At 63.9% G+C, this 19,022-nt stretch carries 17 protein-coding genes; 13 read left to right on the top strand and 4 right to left on the bottom strand.

All coding sequences use genetic code 11. The features are described from left to right. Window positions 1–37: 37 nt before the first annotated feature. The gene (gene tpiA / locus NYQ88_RS11050) at window positions 38–790 is read right to left on the bottom strand and encodes a triose-phosphate isomerase (protein WP_275651197.1); all 753 of its coding nucleotides are present in this window, start codon (window positions 788–790) and stop codon (window positions 38–40) included. Window positions 791–911: 121 nt separating this feature from the next. Here tpiA and NYQ88_RS11045 point away from each other — a divergent pair, with 121 nt between their 5' ends. From NYQ88_RS11045 to NYQ88_RS11005, 9 genes are all read left to right on the top strand, one after another. Continuing rightward, complete coding sequence (locus tag NYQ88_RS11045; RefSeq protein WP_275651196.1) at window positions 912–2,786, top strand: peptidylprolyl isomerase; 1,875 nt, start codon at window positions 912–914, stop codon at window positions 2,784–2,786. Window positions 2,787–2,816: 30 nt separating this feature from the next. Further along, complete coding sequence (gene trpE / locus NYQ88_RS11040) at window positions 2,817–4,325, top strand: anthranilate synthase component I (protein WP_275651195.1); 1,509 nt, start codon at window positions 2,817–2,819, stop codon at window positions 4,323–4,325. 108 nt (window positions 4,326–4,433) lie between these two features. Then, window positions 4,434–5,033, top strand: a complete 600-nt coding sequence (locus NYQ88_RS11035; RefSeq protein ID WP_275651194.1) for an aminodeoxychorismate/anthranilate synthase component II — start codon at window positions 4,434–4,436, stop codon at window positions 5,031–5,033. Then, the gene (gene trpD / locus NYQ88_RS11030) at window positions 5,033–6,052 is read left to right on the top strand and encodes an anthranilate phosphoribosyltransferase (RefSeq protein WP_275651193.1); all 1,020 of its coding nucleotides are present in this window, start codon (window positions 5,033–5,035) and stop codon (window positions 6,050–6,052) included. Before NYQ88_RS11035 ends, trpD begins: the two co-directional genes overlap by 1 nt. Beyond that, window positions 6,049–6,861 carry an indole-3-glycerol phosphate synthase TrpC gene (trpC, locus tag NYQ88_RS11025; RefSeq protein ID WP_275651192.1) on the top strand — a complete coding sequence of 271 codons (813 nt, stop codon included), beginning with the start codon at window positions 6,049–6,051 and terminating at the stop codon, window positions 6,859–6,861. The genes trpD and trpC overlap by 4 nt, the downstream gene beginning before the upstream one ends. After that, the gene (gene moaC / locus NYQ88_RS11020; RefSeq protein WP_275651191.1) at window positions 6,861–7,343 is read left to right on the top strand and encodes a cyclic pyranopterin monophosphate synthase MoaC; all 483 of its coding nucleotides are present in this window, start codon (window positions 6,861–6,863) and stop codon (window positions 7,341–7,343) included. The genes trpC and moaC overlap by 1 nt, the downstream gene beginning before the upstream one ends. Further along, window positions 7,340–8,542: a gephyrin-like molybdotransferase Glp gene (gene glp, locus NYQ88_RS11015; RefSeq protein WP_275651190.1), complete on the top strand. Its 1,203-nt coding sequence runs from the start codon at window positions 7,340–7,342 to the stop codon at window positions 8,540–8,542. The genes moaC and glp overlap by 4 nt, the downstream gene beginning before the upstream one ends. Before the next feature lie 80 nt (window positions 8,543–8,622). Continuing rightward, complete coding sequence (lexA, locus tag NYQ88_RS11010) at window positions 8,623–9,330, top strand: transcriptional repressor LexA (RefSeq protein WP_275651189.1); 708 nt, start codon at window positions 8,623–8,625, stop codon at window positions 9,328–9,330. Then, window positions 9,330–9,719: a nuclear transport factor 2 family protein gene (locus NYQ88_RS11005; RefSeq protein ID WP_275651188.1), complete on the top strand. Its 390-nt coding sequence runs from the start codon at window positions 9,330–9,332 to the stop codon at window positions 9,717–9,719. The genes lexA and NYQ88_RS11005 overlap by 1 nt, the downstream gene beginning before the upstream one ends. Window positions 9,720–10,375: 656 nt before the next feature. Here NYQ88_RS11005 and NYQ88_RS11000 read toward each other — a convergent pair. Beyond that, window positions 10,376–12,184 (bottom strand): IlvD/Edd family dehydratase, encoded by a 1,809-nt coding sequence (locus NYQ88_RS11000; RefSeq protein WP_275651187.1) that lies wholly within the window; start codon window positions 12,182–12,184, stop codon window positions 10,376–10,378. A gap of 305 nt (window positions 12,185–12,489) precedes the next feature. Here NYQ88_RS11000 and NYQ88_RS10995 point away from each other — a divergent pair, with 305 nt between their 5' ends. Genes NYQ88_RS10995 through NYQ88_RS10980 form a run of 4 tightly spaced genes read left to right on the top strand, consistent with a single transcriptional unit; the run spans window position 12,490 to window position 16,869 of the window. Continuing rightward, window positions 12,490–13,401, top strand: coding sequence for a 2-dehydro-3-deoxygalactonokinase (locus NYQ88_RS10995; RefSeq protein ID WP_275651186.1), 912 nt, complete (start codon window positions 12,490–12,492; stop codon window positions 13,399–13,401). Window positions 13,402–13,415: 14 nt separating this feature from the next. After that, complete coding sequence (locus NYQ88_RS10990; protein WP_275651185.1) at window positions 13,416–14,027, top strand: 2-dehydro-3-deoxy-6-phosphogalactonate aldolase; 612 nt, start codon at window positions 13,416–13,418, stop codon at window positions 14,025–14,027. Continuing rightward, a complete protein-coding gene (locus tag NYQ88_RS10985) occupies window positions 14,024–14,899 on the top strand; it encodes an SMP-30/gluconolactonase/LRE family protein (RefSeq protein ID WP_275651184.1) in 876 nt (291 codons plus the stop codon). The genes NYQ88_RS10990 and NYQ88_RS10985 overlap by 4 nt, the downstream gene beginning before the upstream one ends. An 8-nt stretch (window positions 14,900–14,907) precedes the next feature. Continuing rightward, on the top strand, window positions 14,908–16,869 hold the full coding sequence (locus NYQ88_RS10980; protein WP_275651183.1) for a beta-galactosidase: 1,962 nt from the start codon (window positions 14,908–14,910) through the stop codon (window positions 16,867–16,869). Window positions 16,870–17,018: 149 nt separating this feature from the next. Here the strand turns inward: NYQ88_RS10980 and NYQ88_RS10975 are convergent, their stop codons facing one another. After that, window positions 17,019–18,380 carry a ComEC/Rec2 family competence protein gene (locus tag NYQ88_RS10975; protein ID WP_275651182.1) on the bottom strand — a complete coding sequence of 454 codons (1,362 nt, stop codon included), beginning with the start codon at window positions 18,378–18,380 and terminating at the stop codon, window positions 17,019–17,021. Then, a complete protein-coding gene (locus tag NYQ88_RS10970) occupies window positions 18,361–18,945 on the bottom strand; it encodes a hypothetical protein (protein WP_275651181.1) in 585 nt (194 codons plus the stop codon). The genes NYQ88_RS10975 and NYQ88_RS10970 overlap by 20 nt, the downstream gene beginning before the upstream one ends. Window positions 18,946–19,022: the final 77 nt, after the last annotated feature.

Below are 19,022 nucleotides of genomic sequence, written 5' to 3'. Positions count from 1 at the left end.
GCGGCGAAATTCGCCGCAACCGCGCCCTGCAGTCACCTCATACCGATGAGATAATGGTGTAGAAGTCCTTTGCCAAGAGGCTCGCGCCCCCGACAAGGCCACCATTGACGTTTTCAATGGCCAAAATCTCGCGCGCATTCACAGGTTTGAGCGAACCGCCATAAAGAATGCGAATCTGCACGCCCTTCTCACCGAACCGTTCGATGAGGCGATCGCGGATATTGGCGTGCATCTGGCGGATATCGTCATTGCTCGGCGTGCGCCCGGTGCCAATGGCCCAGATCGGCTCATAGGCAACAATGACTTCATGCTGGCCGGCAGCGTCCGGAACCGAAGACGCCAGCTGCGCTGCAACCACGCTTTCGGCCTGCCCGGCATCGCGTTCTGCCTCGGTTTCCCCAACGCAGATGATCGGCTTGAGGCCGGCGCCGATGGCGGCTTCGGCCTTGGCGCGAACGAGATCATCGGTTTCGTGGTTATCGGCGCGACGCTCGGAATGGCCGACAATCACATACTGAGCCCCGACATCGGCCAGCATGCCGGCGGAAACTTCACCTGTGTGGGCGCCAGAGGCTTCCACATGGCAATTCTGCCCCCCGGCCATGATACCGCTAGAGGCGCCCTGTGCGGCGACGGCTGCCAGCAGAGTGGCCGGCGGACAAACGACCACAACCGCACGCGGGGCCTCGCCGGTGGTGAGCAGCTGCGCGAGCGTGGAAAGTTCTTCCAGCGAGCTCGTAAGCCCGTTCATCTTCCAATTTCCGGCGATTAGCGGTGAGATGGTCGTCAATCTTGCTACTCCTGCCTTGCGCCGGGATAGGCTTTGCCCTAACCCCGGCTATCGAAAAGTCTTACTAGTCCGGGTGGTCTTGTGGGTAAAGCCCACGCCCCCATAAACTGGAACGTGTGAAATGCTCGATGGTTTGCGTTCGTTTGCAAAATCTTGGCCCGGCAAGATCATGGGGGCCTTCCTCCTGGTCGGCGTGGCCGGGTTCGGCATCAACAACGTGATCACGGATCTGGGCAGCAACACTGTTGCCCGTGTCGGTGATGAAGAGATCAAGTCGCGCGAATTCCTGCGTGCCTACCAGAACCAGGTGAGCCGTTTCGCCGGCCAGCTCGGGCGCGTCCCGACCATGGCCGAAGCCGAATCCCTTGGCCTGCCGACCGCTGTGCTGCTCGGACTTTCCGAAGGCGCTGCGATGAACCAGCTCGCCAAGCAGATGGGGCTGGGCGTGTCCGAGGACAAGCTGGGCCAGATGCTGCGCGCCGATCCATCCTTCCAGGGCACACTGGGCAATTTCGACCCCACCAGCTTCAAGCAGGTGCTGCAGGCCAGCGGCTGGACCGAATCCGAATATTTCGAAGCCCGCGCCAATGAAGCCAAGCGCGATCAGCTGCTGCGCACCCTGTTCATCGACGACGCCATGCCCGAAGTGGCGGCGCAGCTGATCGCCAATTATGGCGCCAGCCAGCGCACCATCGAATATATCACGCTGAACGAAACCAATATCGAGGCGCCCGCCGCCCCGACCGAGGCAGAGCTCGCCGCCTATCTGACCGAGCACCAGGGCGAATACCGCACCGTCGAGACCCGCCGCGTGCAGATGCTCGACCTGTCGATTCCCGCTCTCGCCGCCGGCAAGACCATCGACGAAGCCGCCATCGCCGCCGAATATGAGCGCACCAAGGACAATCTGACCACGCCCGAGCGCCGCACCATCGAGCAGGTGGTTTTGTCCACACCAGAGCAGCAGGCAGCCTTCGAAGCCGGGATCGCCGCAGGCACCGACTTTGCCACCCTGCTTGCTGAGAACGGCCTGACCTCCAACCCGATCGGCACCCGCACCCGCGACCAGGTCACCGACACCGTGCTCGCCAACAGTGCCTTTTCTTTGCCCGAGAACGGCATTGCCATCATCGATGGTGTTGCCGGTCGTCGCGCCATTCACATTTCGGCCATCGAGCCGGCAGGCACACCGACGCTTGAAGAAGCCAGCGAAGCCATCTCGGCCCGCCTCGCCTCCACCCAGGCTCGCAGCGAAATCAACGAGATTCTCGATCAGGTTGAAGAATTGCGTGCGGCCTTCCGCCCGTTGGCGGAGATTGCCGGTCGCTTCAATCTCGATCTCTACGAGGCCGAAGTCACCTCCGGTGGCGTCGAGCTGAGCATCCTGCCCCACCTGACCCCGGAAGACCGTCCGCGCGTCACCCAGGCCATTTTCCGCGCCACCGAGAGTCAGCTGACGCCGTCCCTGCCCATGGCCGGCAATGCGTACCTCTTCTTCGAACTGCTCGGCGTTGAGCCGGCACGCGACCAGACGCTGGACGAAGTCCGCGACGAAATCACGACCGCGATGACTGAGGAGCGTTCCAACAACGCGCTGCTGGCCGAAGCCGCTGCCATCGTGCAGCGTCTCGAGGCCGGTGAGCAGATCGCCGATGTCGCGATGTCGATGAACCTCTTCCCGCAGATCTCGACGCCCTTCTCCCGCTTCGGCTCGGATGATGGCAGCATCGACAATGTCGTCGCCCAGGAAGCCTTCAACGGCGGCCCGGACCATGCCGGTTCGGTCGTCTCCAGCACCGGCGAGTTCTACGTCTTCCAGGTCGTGGACAGCTCCACGGCGGGCGAAGGCCTCGACGCAGAGACTATGGCGGCGCTTTCGAGCGAAGCCCGCGCCGGCTTCTACAGCGAATTCGTCACCGCCATGCGCGATGACGTCGGCCTGCGCATCAACCAGCAGGCGCTCACGCAATTGCTGACCCTCAATTACGGCCAGTAAGACACTCTAACTTCAACCGGATCAGACACGATGGACGACGATTTTTCCAAGCGCTTTGCAGAGCAATACCAGGCCGGCAAATCGCAGATCGTCTGGCGTCGCATCGTGGCTGATCTGGAAACGCCGATTGGGACCTATCTCAAGCTCGCCCAGGGCCGGACGCATTCGTTCCTGCTCGAGAGCGTGCAGGATGGCACCACCCGCGGTCGCTATTCGATCATTGGCCTGCTGCCCGATCTCATCATGAAGGTGGAAGACGGCAAGGCCCTGATCAATCGCACGGCCCAGATCAGCCCAGACGCCTTCGAGCCGCTGCCCGGCCTGCCGCTCGACGCCCTGCGCGATCTCGTGGCGGAAAGCCAGATCGACATGCCCGCGACCCTGCCGCCGCAATCGGCCGGCGTCTTCGGCTATCTCGGCTATGAGATGGTGCGGTACATGGAAGTGCTGCCCAACCACAATCCCGACGAGATGGGCACCCCCGAAGCGGTGCTGATGCGCCCCTCGCTGCTGGCCGTTTTCGACACGGTCAAGGACGAGCTCTATCTCACAGCGCCGGCCTATGTCCGTGACGGCGTCACCGCCCGTCAGGCGCTCGAGGCGGCCGAAGCCCGCATCGACGACGCCATTGCCCGCCTCGGCCAGGCCATGCCGGCCACCAGCGCCCTGCCCGATCTTGAAGCCATCAACGTCACCAGCAACACCAGCCGCCACGACTATTTCGCCATGGTGGCCAAGGCAAAGGACTACATCACCGCCGGCGACATTTTCCAGGTCGTGCTGAGCCAGCGTTTTTCGGCAGACTTCACCCTGCCGCCGACCGCGCTCTACCGCGCCCTGCGCCGGACCAATCCCAGCCCCTACATGTATTTCCTCGATTTCGGCGGCTTTGCCGTTGCCGGATCGAGCCCGGAAATTCTGGTGCGGGTGCAGGACGGCGAGGTCACCATCCGTCCCATCGCCGGCACCCGCAAGCGCGGCGCCACGCCAACCCGCGACAAGGAACTGGCCGAAGAGCTGCTGAGCGATCCCAAGGAACTGGCCGAGCACCTGATGCTGCTCGACCTCGGCCGCAACGATGTCGGCCGTGTCGCCAAGACCGGCACCGTGAAGGTCACCGACAAGTTCTTCCTCGAATATTATTCCCACGTCATGCACATCGTCTCAAACGTCGTGGGCGAGCTCGATCCGCAGTACGACTTCGTCGATGCGCTCTCGGCCGGCTTCCCGGCGGGCACCGTCTCGGGCGCACCAAAAGTGCGCGCGATGGAAATCATCGACGAACTCGAACGCTCGCGTCGCGGCATCTATGGCGGCTGCGTCGGCTATTTCGGTGCCGATGGCACCATGGACACCTGCATCGTGCTGCGCACCGGCATCGTCAAGGACGGCAAGCTCTATGTGCAGTCCGGCGCCGGCATTGTTGCCGACAGCCAGCCCGAGCTTGAACAGCTCGAATGCGAGAACAAGGCCCGCGCCCTTTTCAGCGCCGCCGAAGAAGCGATACGCTACGCCGGCGAGGCAGGAGTGGGGCAATGACCAAGATTTTCGAATGCGACCTGTGCGTGACTGCGCAGGCGATGACCCGATGGCGGAGCTGGTTCTGAACCTTTCACCAGAACAGCTCATCCAGAGGCAGGCCCGAACATGACCAAAACCCTCGTCATCGATAATTACGACAGCTTTACCTATAACCTCGTCCACTTCCTGGGCGAACTCGGCGCGGAAATGACCGTGCGCCGCAACGACAAGATCACGCTCGAGGAAATCGCCGCCATGGCACCCGAGGCGATTGTCCTGTCGCCCGGCCCCTGCACGCCCAACGAGGCCGGTATCTGCCTCGCCGTCATCGACCGCTTCAAGAGCGAAATCCCGATTCTCGGCGTATGTCTCGGCCATCAGGCCATCGGCCAGGCCATGGGGGGCGACGTCATCCGCGCGCCTCACCTCGTCCACGGCAAGACCAGCAAGATCAACCACACCGGCAAGGGCCTCTTCCGCGGCCTCAACGCCGGCTTTGAGGCCACGCGCTACCACAGCCTCATCGTCAAGCAGGAAACCCTGCCCGACACGCTCGAAGTGACAGCCACCACCGAGGACGGCCTCATCATGGGCATGCAGCACAAGACCCTGCCGGTCCACGGCGTTCAGTTCCACCCTGAGAGCATTGCCAGCGAAAACGGCCATGCCCTCTTGCAGAACTTCCTCAACATTGCCCGCGACTTCACCGGAAAGAAGGCCGCCTGATGGATATCAAGCAAGCCCTCCACAAAATCTCCGAACGCCGCGACCTCACCGGCGAGGAAATGCGCGGCGTGATGCGCATCATCATGTCTGGCGAAGCCACCCCTAGCCAGATCGGCGCCTTCCTCATGGGCATGCGCCTCAAGGGCGAAAGCGTCGGTGAAATCGCCGCTGCCGTCTCGATCATGCGCGAAAAGATGATCCCGGTGGATGCCCCCGAAGACGCCGTCGACATCGTCGGCACCGGCGGCGACGGCGTCGGCACGCTCAATATCTCCACGGCCGCCTCGATCCTCGTCGCCTCCATGGGCGTGCCCGTTGCCAAGCATGGCAACCGCGCCCTGTCGTCGAAATCCGGCTCCTCCCAGGCTCTTGAAGCCCTCGGCGTAAAGCTCGACCTCGACCCGACTGGAATCGCACGCACGATCCGCGAGGCCAATATCGGCTTCATGTTCGCGCCCTCGCACCACCCGGCGATGAAATACGTGGGCCCGACGCGCACCGAACTGGGCGTCCGCACCATGTTCAACCTGCTCGGTCCGCAGTCCAATCCAGCCAGCGTTCGCCGCTATGTGCTGGGCGTCTATGACCAGCAATGGGTCGAGCCGGTGGCCGCTGCGCTTCTGGCCAACCGCGCCATCAAGGCCTGGGTCGTGCACGGCAGCGATGGCCTCGATGAGCTCACGGTCACCGGCCCCAGCTTCGTCGCTCAGATCGCCGACGGGGACCTCCGCAGCTTTGAGGTGACGCCCGAAGAAGCTGGCCTAAAGCGTTATGAAATAAAGGACATTCTCGGCGGCACGCCGGAAGAGAATGCCCAGGCCATCCACGAACTCTTCGATGGCGCCACCGGCGGCTATCGCGACATCGTGCTGCTCAACGCCGCCGCCGCGCTGATCGTGGCCGAGCGCGCAACCTCCCTCAAGGAAGGCGCCGAGATGGCCGCAGCCGCGCTCGACAGCGGTGCCGCCAAGCAGACCCTGGCCAAGTTGGTGGCCGTCTCCAACGGACAGAACTCATGACCGATATTCTCAAGCAGATCGAAGCCTATAAGCGCGAGGAAATCGCCGCCGCCAAGGCTGCTCGCCCCTGGGCCGAAATTGTGGCCGAAGCCCACGACCAGCCGGCCCCGCGTGGCTTCCTCAACGCCATCAAGGCCAAGCGCGCCGCCGGCGACTATGCCCTCATCGCCGAGGTGAAAAAGGCCAGCCCCTCCAAGGGCCTCATTCGCGCCGACTTCAACCCGGCTGAGATCGCCAAGGATTATGAGACCGCCGGCGCCGCCTGCCTCTCCGTCCTCACCGATCGCCCCAGCTTCCAGGGCGCGCCGGACTACCTCAAGCAGGCGCGCGCTGCCACCAATCTGCCAGCCCTGCGCAAGGACTTCCTCTTCGAGACCTACCAGGTCGCTGAAGCCCGCGCCTGGGGCGCCGACTGCATCCTCATCATCCTCGCCGCCGTCGACGACGAAATGGCCCGCTACCTCCTTGATTCTGCGAAGGAATGGGGCATGGACGCGCTGGTCGAAGTCCACGACCGGGAAGAAATGGATCGTGCTTTGGCGCTCGATGCGGACTTCATCGGCATCAACAACCGCAATCTGCGCACGTTTGAAACCTCGCTGGACACGTCCATCACGCTCGCGACGGGCCTGCCGGAGAAGGTCACCCTGGTCAGCGAGAGCGGGATCATGACCCACGAGCATGTCCGCATGCTCGACGAAAAGGCCGGGATCGGCACCTTCCTCGTCGGCGAAAGCCTGATGCGCCAGGACGATGTGGTCGCGGCCACGCGCACCCTGCTCCAGGGCGCCAGCGTGGCGGCCGTCTGATGAGCGAGCAGCGCCTCACCCATCTCGATGCCAAGGGACAGGCCCACATCGTCGATATCGGCGAAAAGGCCATCACCAGGCGTCGAGCCGTGGCCCAGGCGCGTCTCACCGGCGAGGCGGAAACCATCACCACCATCATGGGCGGGAGCCTGCAAAAGGGCGACGCGCTCGCCGTTGCCCGCATTGCCGGCATCATGGCCGCCAAGAAAACCGCTGAACTGATTCCGCTCTGTCATCCCATTCCGCTGACCAAGGTCAGCGTCGAGATCGAGCGCGATGGCGACGGCGCTATCCTCATCCTTGCCACGGCCGAGACCACCGGCCAGACCGGGGTCGAGATGGAGGCGCTTGTCGCCGCCTCGACCGCAGCGCTGACCCTCTACGACATGGCCAAGGCCATCGACCGCGCCATGGTCGTGACCGACATGTGCCTCGTCGAAAAATCCGGCGGGAAATCCGGCGATTTCCGGCGCGCGCCATGAGCCTGCTACCGGTCGACGAGGCCCTTGCCGCCATTCTGGCCCGCGTGCCGGAGATTGCGCCCGAAGAAGTCCACCTCTCCGCCGCGGCCGGGCGCGTTCTCGCCGCCCCGATCATCGCCCAGCATGACCAGCCGCCCTTTGACGCCAGCGCCATGGACGGTTACGCCCTTCGCGCCGCCGATGTGGCGCCCGACCAGTGGCTCGACATCGTCGGCACCTCACAGGCCGGCGCCGGTTTTGTTGGGACGGTTGGCCCAGGCCAGGCCATCCGCATTTTCACTGGCGCGCCCGTCCCGCCCGGCGCCGATACGGTCATCATGCAGGAAGAGGCCGTCCGCGACGGCAACAGGGTACGCTTCACCGCCCCTGCCCGCCTCGGCCACTCCATCCGCCCCCGCGGCAATGATTTTTCCACCGGCGATATCCTCGTCGAACCCGGCACGCGCCTTCAGCCGATGCAGATCGCCGTCGCCGCTACGGCCAATTGCGGCGCGCTTGCTGTCGCCCGCCGCCCCCGCATCGCACTTCTCGCCACCGGGGATGAACTCGTCCTCCCCGGCACGCCGCTCGGCCCCGATCAGATCGTCGCGTCCAACAGTTTCGGGCTCGCGCCGCTCTTTGCGCCTTATGCCGACGATGTGGTCGACCTCGGCATCGTGCCGGACCGCGTCGACCTGCTCCGCGATACACTCGCCCGCGCCTTTGCTGATGAGCCCGACATTCTTGTCACCACGGGCGGCGCCAGCGTCGGCGAGCATGATCTGGTGCAGGACGTCCTCAAAGATCTGGGCGTCACCCTCGATTTCTGGCGGATCAATATGCGGCCGGGCAAGCCGCTGATGTTCGGCACGCGCGGAAAAACCCTCGTCTTCGGCCTGCCGGGCAATCCGGTTTCCGCCATGGTCACGGCCCTGGTTTTCGTCCTGCCCGCGCTCCGCAGATGGCTCGGCCAGACCCCACAGGCGCCTTGGCGCCTGCCGCTCCTTGCCCCCACGCCGCCGAACACGGCGCGCCGCCATTTCATGCGCGCCCAGCTCGTTCACACCGACACGGGCCCCGGCCTCCTGCCCATCTCCCAGACCGACAGCGGCCACACTTCATCCCTCTCGCGGGCCGCCATGCTGATCATCCAGCCCGAGCACGATCCCGGTCAGTCCATCGGCGCGCTGGTCGACGCCCTGCCGATCAATTTCGGCTAGATCGTCCAGACTCTTGCAGAACATAGACGGAACGCGTATGGTCGTTCCGTCTATGTTCCGATTCTGGACTCGAGGGGCAAATGCTGACGCGCAAACAACATGAATTGCTGATGTTCATCCATGAGAGGATGAAGGAATCCGGCATTCCCCCCTCCTTTGACGAGATGAAGGACGCGCTCGACCTCGCCTCCAAGTCGGGTATCCACCGGCTCATCACTGCTCTGGAAGAACGCGGTTTTATCCGCCGCCTGCCGAACCGCGCCCGAGCGCTCGAAGTGGTCAAACTTCCCGATTCGATGAACCCCTCGCTTGGCGGTCGCAAAGTGCGGTTCGAACCGGAAGTCATCGAGGGAAATCTCGGCAAGGTGGCCTCGCCACCGGCGCGCAGCACCGACGATTATGCCCGCCCGATCTCGATCCCGGTCATGGGCCGCATCGCTGCCGGTACGCCGATCGAGGCGATCCAGAGCCATTCCCACACCATTGCCGTGCCGCCTGAAATGCTCGGGCCTGGCGAACACTACGCGCTTGAAGTGCGCGGCGATTCCATGATCGACGCCGGCATCTTCGATGGCGACACCGTGCTCATCAAGAAGCAGGAAGTTGCCTCGACCGGCGAGATCGTTGTCGCCCTCGTCGATGACGAGGAAGCCACGCTCAAGCGCCTGCGCCGCAAGGGCAATACGATCGCCCTCGAAGCGGCCAACCCCGCCTACGAAACCCGCATCTTCCCGCCCGACCGCGTCAAGGTCCAGGGGCGCCTGGTTGGCCTCCTGCGAAAATATTGATGTCGCCGGATCGCGCCTCGCCGGAAACGGTGATGGCGCGTTACGCCGACCGCATCAACCGGCACGACTTTTCCCTGCTCGTGCCGCTCATCCATCCCGACGCCAGTTTCTGGTTCAGTTCAGGCACCCATGCGGGGATCGACGCCGCCCGCGCCGCCTTCGAAGCGACCTGGCGCAAGTTTGCCGACGAAACCTACTGGCTTGAAGATCTCAGCTGGATTGCCGTTGGCGATACTGCCGCCAGCTGCACCTATGCCTTCCACTGGCGCGCCACTATCGACGGCCATCCCGCCCAAGGCAGCGGCCGCGGCACCACCGTCCTCGGCCGCGACCCCGACGGCTGGCGTATCCGCCACGAACACCTCAGCGCCTTTCCGACAGGCAAATAGCCAAAAGCATTGCCCCGCCCCACCCCGCCGTCATTGCCCGGCCTGTCCGGGCAATCCACCTTGCCACAGCTCTGGATCACCAGGACAAGCCCAGTGATAAGGATGGAACGGAGGCACCGATCCCACCGCGAGCCCGATCTGTCCCTCCCCCTACCAGGGGGAGGCTAGGAGGGGGGCCCTAGGGGCAACCAAGCAGTCCCACTTGTTCCCCTTATCCCCGCCCCCAAATTCCCATGCCATCATCGCCCCGTTCCCGCCGATAACACGCGGCGCCGACGAAGCGTCGGGCGGGGAGACGGGCCGCACGGGGTCGCCTGGGCGGGGGCGTGGATGTCGACCACCGGCCGGTGCCGGTTCTGCCTTCGGGGTCATGCCTCGACGCAGTTCCCAGCACCACCCGCAAGGGGGCCACTCAAGGCATGCGCTTTCAAAAAACCGGTCGTGGGAAGCGGCTTTCGCTCTTCTATATCTACTATTTCGGGGCGAAAGCCGCTTTTCACCGTGCCCTCAGGGCATCGCGACCGTGTCCCCGCGACGCTCCCCTGGAGCCGGGCGGCGTTTCGGCATGTCCACTGAGCGGCAAGCCCTCGGACAAGACAGGCAATAAAAAACTCCCCCGCCATGCGGCGAGGGAGTGAGTCGCAAAATGCCTTGCGTCAGTGGTTGTCGCGCGGAATGCCTTCGGTCTGCGCGATCCGCTGGTATTTTTCCGCCGGCTTGAGAATGGCGCCGTTTCCGAGCTGGTCGACGAGGCCGCGCTGGATTTCCTGCCAGGGCGTCTGGTGCTTGGGGAATTTGTACCCGCCATCGGCTTCGAGCGCGGCGCGACGGGTGGCGATTTCCTCATTCGAAATCAGGATATCGGCCTCGCCCTTGTTGAGGTCGATGCGCACCCGGTCACCCGTCTTGAGGATGGCGAGGTTGCCGCCAGCCGCCGCTTCCGGGGAAGCGTTGAGGATGGAGGGCGAACCCGATGTACCCGACTGGCGACCGTCGCCGATGCAGGCCAGCGAGTGGATGCCCTTCTTGATGAGGTAATCGGGCGGACGCATGTTGACGACTTCCGCCGCACCCGGATAGCCGATCGGGCCCGCGCCACGCATGAACAGCAGCGTGTGCTCGTCGATATCGAGCGAGGGATCATCGATCCGGTGGTGATAGTCCTCCGGACCATCGAACACCACCGCCTTGCCCTCGAACATGCCCGGATGCTCGGGGTCGGAGAGATAGCGGTCGCGGAATTCCGGCGAGATCACGCTGGTCTTCATGATGGCGTTGTCGAAGAGATTGCCGCGCAGCACGAGGAAACCGGCTTCGGCCTTGAGCGGATTGTCGAAGGTCCGGATGACCTTGTCGTCCTCGATCACCGTGTTGCGGCAGTTCTCGCCCATGGTCTTGCCGTTGACGGTCGGCGCATTCTCATGAATGAGGCCGTGCTTCATCAACTCGTTGACCACCGCGGGAACGCCACCGGCGTGGTAATAATCCTCGCCCAGATATTCGCCCGCCGGCTGCATGTTCACCAGCAGCGGCACCTTGTGCCCATGCGCCTGCCATTCGTCGATATTGAGTTCGACGCCGATATGGCGCGCGATGGCATTGATATGGATCGGGGCATTGGTCGACCCGCCGATGGCGGAATTGACCACGATGGCGTTGAGGAAGTTTTCCTTGGTCAGGATGTCGGAGGGCTTCAGATCCTCATGCACCATTTCCACGGCGCGCTTGCCGGTGCGATAGGCCATTTCCTGGCGATCGCGATAGGGCGCGGGAATGGCGGCCGAACCCGGCAGCTGCATGCCGAGGGCCTCGGCCAGCGAGTTCATGGTCGAAGCCGTGCCCATGGTGTTGCAGTAGCCGGTCGACGGGGCCGACGAGGCAACGAGCTCGATGAATTTCGGATAGTCGATCTCGCCTGCGGCCAGCATCTGGCGCGCTTTCCAGACGATGGTGCCCGAACCGGTCCGTTCGCCCTTGTGCCAGCCATTGAGCATGGGGCCTACGGACAGCGCGATGGCCGGAATGTTGACGGTTGCCGCGCCCATCAGCATGGCGGGAGTGGTCTTGTCGCAGCCGATGGTCAGCACCACGCCGTCGAGCGGATAGCCATAAAGCACTTCGACGAGGCCGAGATAGGCAAGGTTGCGGTCAAGGCCAGCCGTCGGGCGCTTGCCGGTCTCCTGGATCGGATGGACCGGGAACTCGATGGCAATGCCACCGGCCTCGCGGATACCTTCGCGAACGCGCTCGGCCAGCACCACGTGGTGACGGTTGCAGGGGCTGAGGTCCGAACCGGTCTGGGCAATGCCGATGATCGGCTTGCCGGACTGCAGCTCCTCGCGCGACACACCGTAGTTCATGTAGCGCTCGAGATAGAGCGCGGTCATGTCCGGATTGTCGGGATTGTCGAACCACGCGCGCGAACGCAACTTGCGAGCGCCGTTGCCGCCATTCTCTGCAGTCATATTGCTTGTTCCTTGAAGTGTCCGCCGAAGCGGACGCGGGCCTTGAGTTGCATCGTTCTATCACGCCAAACGGCGCTGTGAATGTGTCTGGCGTAAAAAATCATACAATTTCGTCTCACGGAACGTTAAGGGGAAGACATCTGTCGGAACGCCGCAAAAATCTTACCTGGCGAGCGGACCGGCACTGGTGATTGATCTAGGCGGGAGATGGAGAGCCATGAATGCGCTCGATGGGGGTTTCCGGGTTCGCCGAACTTGGATTAGGGTCCCGCCGAATTCAGAGGCGTGCTGGGGAGGTTCGGCAGGTGAGTGAGTCTGTGGCCTGGATTGCCGTTGATTGGGGAACGTCCAATCTGCGGGCTTGGGGGATGAGCGAGAGCGGCGCCATTGTGTCCACCGCCAGTTCGGACCGGGGCATGGGCAAGCTCAAGCGAGAGGAATTCGCCGGCGCGCTGGGCGAGATCGTCGAGACACTGCAGGTGTCCAGACCGGTTGATGTCCTCATCTGCGGCATGGCTGGGGCCCGTCAGGGCTGGCTCGAAGCGCCCTATCTCGAAGCCCCCACAGATCTGCGCGGCCTTCGTGCCGGCGCGGTCCATCCTGATGCCGGCAGTGACCGCTATACCGTCTCGATCCTTCCCGGCGTCTGTCAACGCACCGGCGGCGAAAATGTCATGCGCGGCGAGGAAACCCAGCTGCTTGGGCTCGCGAGCCTCATCCCAGGCTACTCAGGCCTCGTCTGCCTTCCGGGCACGCATTCGAAATGGGCACGACTCGACGGCACGCGGATCGAGAGTTTCACCACCGCAATGACCGGTGAAATCTTCGAAATCCTAAAAACTCACTCGGTGCTGCGCCACTCCCTCGGCGGTGAGCTCGACGGGCCGACGCGGGAGGCGGGCTTTAACGCCGGCGCTGCCGATGGCTTGGCAAGGCCCGCGGATCTCCTTGGGCAATTGTTCCGTGTGCGCGCTGCCGCCCTTCTCTCCGACCGCGACGCCGCCTGGTGCGCCGGCTATCTCTCGGGCCTGCTCATCGGCACCGAGATTGCCGCCAATCGAGACCAGATCGGCAACGACCCCGTTCCGCTTATCGGCTCGGCTGGCCTTTGCGCCCTCTATGTCCGGGTGCTGGAAATGGCCGGCGCCTCGGGCCGCATCCTCGATGCGACCGAGGTCGTCCTCGCCGGTCTCAAAACTGCCCGCGCCAACGCCTGAAGGATCCTGCTGCCATGTCCCATCGCCACATCATCGCCATCCTGCGCGGCATCACCCCCGAAGAAGCCGTGCCCGTGTGCGCAGCGCTTGTTGAGGCCGGGATCACCCTTATCGAGGTTCCGCTTAATTCCCCCAACGCCACCGAAAGCATTTCCCGCGCCGCAGCGGCTCTGTCGGGCAGGGCCGAGATCGGCGCTGGCACGGTTCTCTCTGAGGAAGACGTGCGCGCCGTTGCCCAGGCGGGTGGCACGTTCATCGTGTCTCCCGACACCTATGAGCCGGTGATTGCCGAGACTGTGCGGCTTGGCCTGAAATCCTATCCGGGCGTGTTCAGCCCAAGCGACGCGTTCCGGGCGATCCGCGCCGGCGCAACGGGCCTTAAATTCTTCCCCGCCGAAGTGCTGGGATCAAAGGGGATCAAGGCCCTGAAGGCCGTGCTGCCCCCGTCCCTACCGCTCTATGCAGTGGGCGGGGCCAATCCCGACAATTTCGATGAGTTCTTTGCTGTCGGCTGCGCCGGCTTCGGCCTTGGAACTTATATTTATACCCCCGGCCGCAGCGCCGCCGAAGTCGGCCAGCGCGCCGCCACGGCAGTTGCCGCCTATGACAAGGGAGCCACGGCATGACCGCGACGGCACGCCTGCTTATCGACAGCAAATGTTCACTGGGCGAAGGCCCGATCTGGCATCCCGGCCGGCAGCAATTGTTCTTCTTCGATATCGTCGAACAAAGCCTCTATGCCGCCGATGAGACCGGCGAGATCGTCGAGAGCTGGCTGTTCAACGAAAGCGTTGCGGCAGCAGCGATCGTCGATAACGACACCTTGGCCATCGCCACGGAAAATGGCCTCATCCGCTTCGACCTCACCGTGGGCGGCATCAACAGGATCGAGGATATCGAGCGCGACGTCCCCACCAACCGTGCCAACGACAGCCGCGTTCATCCCTCCGGGGCCTTCTGGATCGGCACCATGGTCAAGGAAGGAAGCGCCAAGGCCGGCGCCGTCTATCACTACCGGGCGGGCACGCTGACCACGATCATCCCGACCGCAGCCATTCCCAACGCCACCTGCTTTTCACCGGACGGGCGCATCGCCTATTGGAGCGACACCGCGACCAAGAAGATTATGAAGTGCAAAACCGATCCGCAGACCGGCATGCCGATCGGCGACTGGGAACTGTTCGCTGACGTTTCCGGCCATCGCGGCTCTCCCGACGGCGCCGTCGTGGACAGCGAAGGCTATGTCTGGAACGCCCGCTGGGGCGGCCATTGCGTCGTGCGGCATGCGCCTGACGGCTCGGTCGACCGGGTGATCGAGGTTCCGGCCAGCCAGGTGACCTGTCCATCCTTTGGCGGCAAGGACCTCAAGACCCTCTTCATCACCACCGCAGCCATCGGCCTCTCGGACGAACAGCTGGCCAAGGAACCGTCTGCGGGCGGCGTCTTCGCCATCGAACTCGACGTCGCCGGTCTGCCTGAATCTACAGTCATCCTCTGAGCACTCACATGACCATCAGCCCTGCCCTTGGCGTCTGCTACTATCCCGAACACTGGCCTGAAGACTGGTGGGCCCGTGACGCCGAGCGCATGGCTGAGGTCGGCATCAAATATGTCCGCATCGGCGAGTTCGCCTGGTCACGGCTGGAGCCGGCCCCCGGCGATCTGCGGCTCGACTGGATGATCCGCGCCATGGATGTGCTTGGTGCACAGGGGCTGAAAGTCATCGTCGGCACGCCCACGGCAACGCCGCCGCGCTGGATGATCGACAAGCATCCGGACATGCTGGCCGTCGATGCCAACGGCCGCCAGAAGGGGTTCGGATCCCGCCGCCACTACGACTTCTCCCACCTGGGCTATCGGGAAGAGTGCGCCCGCATCACGCAGATTCTCGCGGACGCACTGAGCGATCACCCGGCATTGGGTGGCTGGCAAACCGACAATGAATATGGCTGCCACGGCACGACCTATTCCTATTCGCCGGCAGCGCTGAGTGGTTTCCGCGACTGGCTCGGCAAGCGTTACGGGTCCGTCGAAGCTCTGAACGAGGCGTGGGGCAATGTGTTCTGGTCGATGGAGTACAATTCGCTCGACCAGATCGAGCTGCCAAACCTCTTGGTCTGCGAGCCTATCCCGATCCACGACCTCGATTTCCGGCGCTATTCGTCCGATCAGGTGTCGGCCTTCAACAAGGTCCAGTACGACATCCTCAAGGCCAGGCGCCCGGACCTGCCGGTCATTCATAACTTCATGAGCCGCTACAGTGAGTTCGACCATTATGATCTGGCTGAAACGCTGGATGTGGCGAGCTGGGATTCCTATCCCATCGGCCATCTCGCCGTCAGCGACGAGCCCGACGACACCAAGCGCCAGTACATGCGCCAGGGTGACCCGGATAATGCCGCCTTCCATCACGATCTCTACCGTACCGTCGGTCACGGCCGCTGGTGGATCATGGAACAACAACCGGGTCCGGTGAACTGGGCCCAGTTCAATCCCGATCCCCTGCCCGGCATGGCCCGCCTCTGGGCCTGGGAAGCCTTCGCCCATGGCGCCGAGGTCGTGTCCTACTTCCGCTGGCGTCAGGCGCCGTTCGCGCAGGAGCAAATGCATGCGGGGCTGTTGCGTCCGGACAGCGAACCCGCGCCGGCGTTTGCGGAAGCAAGCCAGGTCGCCCGTGAACTCGCCGCGACAGGCCTTGCAGGAACAGCCGGCAAGGCGCCCGTCGCCCTGGTGTTTGACTATGAGAGCGAATGGGCCTGGGACGTGCAGCCCCAATCGAAGGGCTTCAATCACGGCGCCCATGTCCGCGAAATCTACAGCGCCTTCCGCAAGCATGGTGTCGATATCGACATCCTCTCGCCCAAGACAACGAGCTTTTCCGGCTACGACATCGTCGCCATTCCGGCCCTCTTCGCCTGGTCAGACGAATTGCGCGAAGCCATTGAGAACTTCGATGGCTATCTGCTGATCGGGCCCCGCAGCGGTTCGAAGACCAAGAACTTCTCCATCCCCAGCCGTCTCGGCCCCGATCTGTCGCCCAACCTGCTCGATGCCCGCGTCACCCGGGTAGACAGTGTCCCGGGCCATGTTTCGATTACGGTCAAGGGCGGCGGAGCCACGCGCCTCTGGCGAGAAAAGGTTGAGACGCGCGGAGAGATCGTCATCGAGGACAATGAAGGCGTGCCGGTGCTGATCGCGCAGGGCAAGCTCTTCTACCTCACCGCTAGCGGTGACCGGGCGCTGATCCAGCGCGTCGCCGATCATCTGATTGCCGAGTCCGACCTGCCGGTGCTGAACCTGCCGGCCGGTGTGCGGGCGCGGTGCCGCGGCGGCTACCGCATCTATGTGAACTATTCCACCGGCACCGCCCAGCTGAACCCGTCTTCCGACGAGACCGGCTATGTCGTTGGCGGGGCGGAAATCCCCGGCGCTGGCGTCACTGTCGCCAAACTCGCCACGGCCGATTGATATGGACGATTGCCGGGCGCACATCGAAGCGCCCGGCAGCTGCGTCCCAGGCCAGCCAGTGGACACCGTGCCGCTCCAGCTCATAGGGGCCGATCACCATATTCCCGGATCGACACCAGGCCGGAACGGCCGCCCGGCTGATCACCAGATCATTGCCGAAACAGTCCTCGGCAAAGGCCGCTGCATTGCGCACGATGGCCGTGGTGAACGCGCCATTGCTGACGATGCCACTCAAGCCCGTCGCAGCGCGCGCCCGAATGGCTTGCTGCGATCTCGGCCTGATAGTGGCGGCTCCACACATCGACGGCAAAGCTGCCCGTGCGTCCGCTGGCTAGCGCCAGCCCATCGCCATCACCATCGCGGATCGCAATAGCCTGCGTCGTATCGGCGATGAGAACATCAGGCCGCGCCGCAAAGCCAAACAGCAGGACGAACGGGACGGCCAGAACCGGACCGAGAAATCGCCATCGCCCCGCGAGAAACGCGAACCAGGCGAGGGAAGCCAGGCCGACCAGCAGCGCCCCATAGGTCAGGAGAGGGTTACCGGTAAACCCGGCGCTCCACCCGGCGACCAGTTCTGCCACGTCGACCATGCGATCAATATTCCAACCCATCAATTGGAGGAACGGCCCGTCAACGCCGAAGGGCATGGCGACCACGGCCAGCACGCCGAACCACATGATGAAGCTGACGAACGGCAGCGCCAGCACATTGCCCAGCACCCCGAGCGGGGCCGTCTGCTGGAAATGATAAGCGGAGAAGAGCAATGTCGCGAGGCCAGCGATGAAGCTTGTTGCCGCTGTGGCAAGCACGAAGCGGAAGAAGCGTTCGAGCGCGCCATATTTTCCGGCACCCGCCCGCCGCGGCAGCTCGTAGACGCCAATCAGCGCAACCACGGCGGCGAATGACAGCTGAAAGCTGGGGCGGAAGACGCTGGTCGGCTCTAGGACGATAATAACCAGTGCGGCAATGGCGACATTGCGCATGGTCAGCGCGCGCCGCCCCACGAGCGCAGCGCCAAAGATCAACGCCAGCATCAGCGTTGAGCGAAAGGCCGGCACATTGTCCGGACCACCCGCAAGAAGCAGATACCCAAAAGCGGCAAGGAGCCCGGCAATTGCAGCGATCTTCTTGCTTGGCCAGGCCACCAGCATGGGCAGGGAAGCGAGCGCCAGCCGCACCAGCCAGAAGATGCCACCGGCGACAATGGAGAGGTGGAGGCCCGAGATTGAGTAGACATGGGCGAGACCCGACGCGGCCATGACATCGCGGATTTCATCGGTGATCGCGCTCTGGTCGCCAACCATCATCGCCCTGCCGATGGCTGCACTATCCGGCGCGAGGGCAAGGTCGACGCGGCCGCCGATGTGGTTGCGAAGCGCCTGAACTCGGCGACCGATGTCTGTGTCGTCGCCGCGCGACAGCACCTCGAGCCCGCTGGTCACCCCTCCGTAAGCGCCGATCCCAGCGAAATAGGAATGGAACTGTCCGTCATGCGTGCCCGGCAGCACCGGGGCCGGGCACCGGCGTCAGCCGCAGATTGGCGCTGAAGCGATCGCCGGGTTCCAGCACCGGCTCCAGCGGCACAAGCAGGCGCGCCCGCCGGATCGGCACGGCCCTTGCTCCGTCGACTGGCGTCAGTTCAGACACGACCACCCGGCGTCCCGCCGCATCGGTGGACAGCACTTCGTCAACGAGGACTGCATAGTGCCCAAAGCTGGGGAAGCGCAGCATTTCCGTGCCGAAGGTCAGGGCATGTGCCGGTAACAGGCAGAAACCCGCCCAGAGCGACCACAGTTGCACGGCGACCCGCACCCCTGCCAGCGACTGCCGCAACATGGCTCGCAGCAGAGCCGCGCAGACCAACAAGGTGCCAAGTGCAAAGAATGGGAGGCCGGGTTCCTCAGGAAGGGCCGCGTAGACAACAAGCCCGACAATGAGGCCAAACGGCAGGAGCACGAAGTGGCGCCGCTGGCTGCCAGCCTCAGCCAGACCCTCGCGTAACGAGGTCGCTACCCTTTTGAAGGATGAGTCCGGCCGGCGCCGCCCCTGCCAGCCGGGCGCTTGCGCTGTCATCGCGCGGCCCCGGTGTCGACTTGTCGCCCCCTGCCCAGACACGCTGCGCACCCCTGCCCTTGCGCTCAAGCCCGCCT

It is taken from the genome of Devosia sp. SD17-2 (genome assembly GCF_029201565.1).
GTDB lineage: Bacteria > Pseudomonadota > Alphaproteobacteria > Rhizobiales > Devosiaceae > Devosia.
This window is presented reverse-complemented; position numbering and strand designations above follow the sequence as displayed.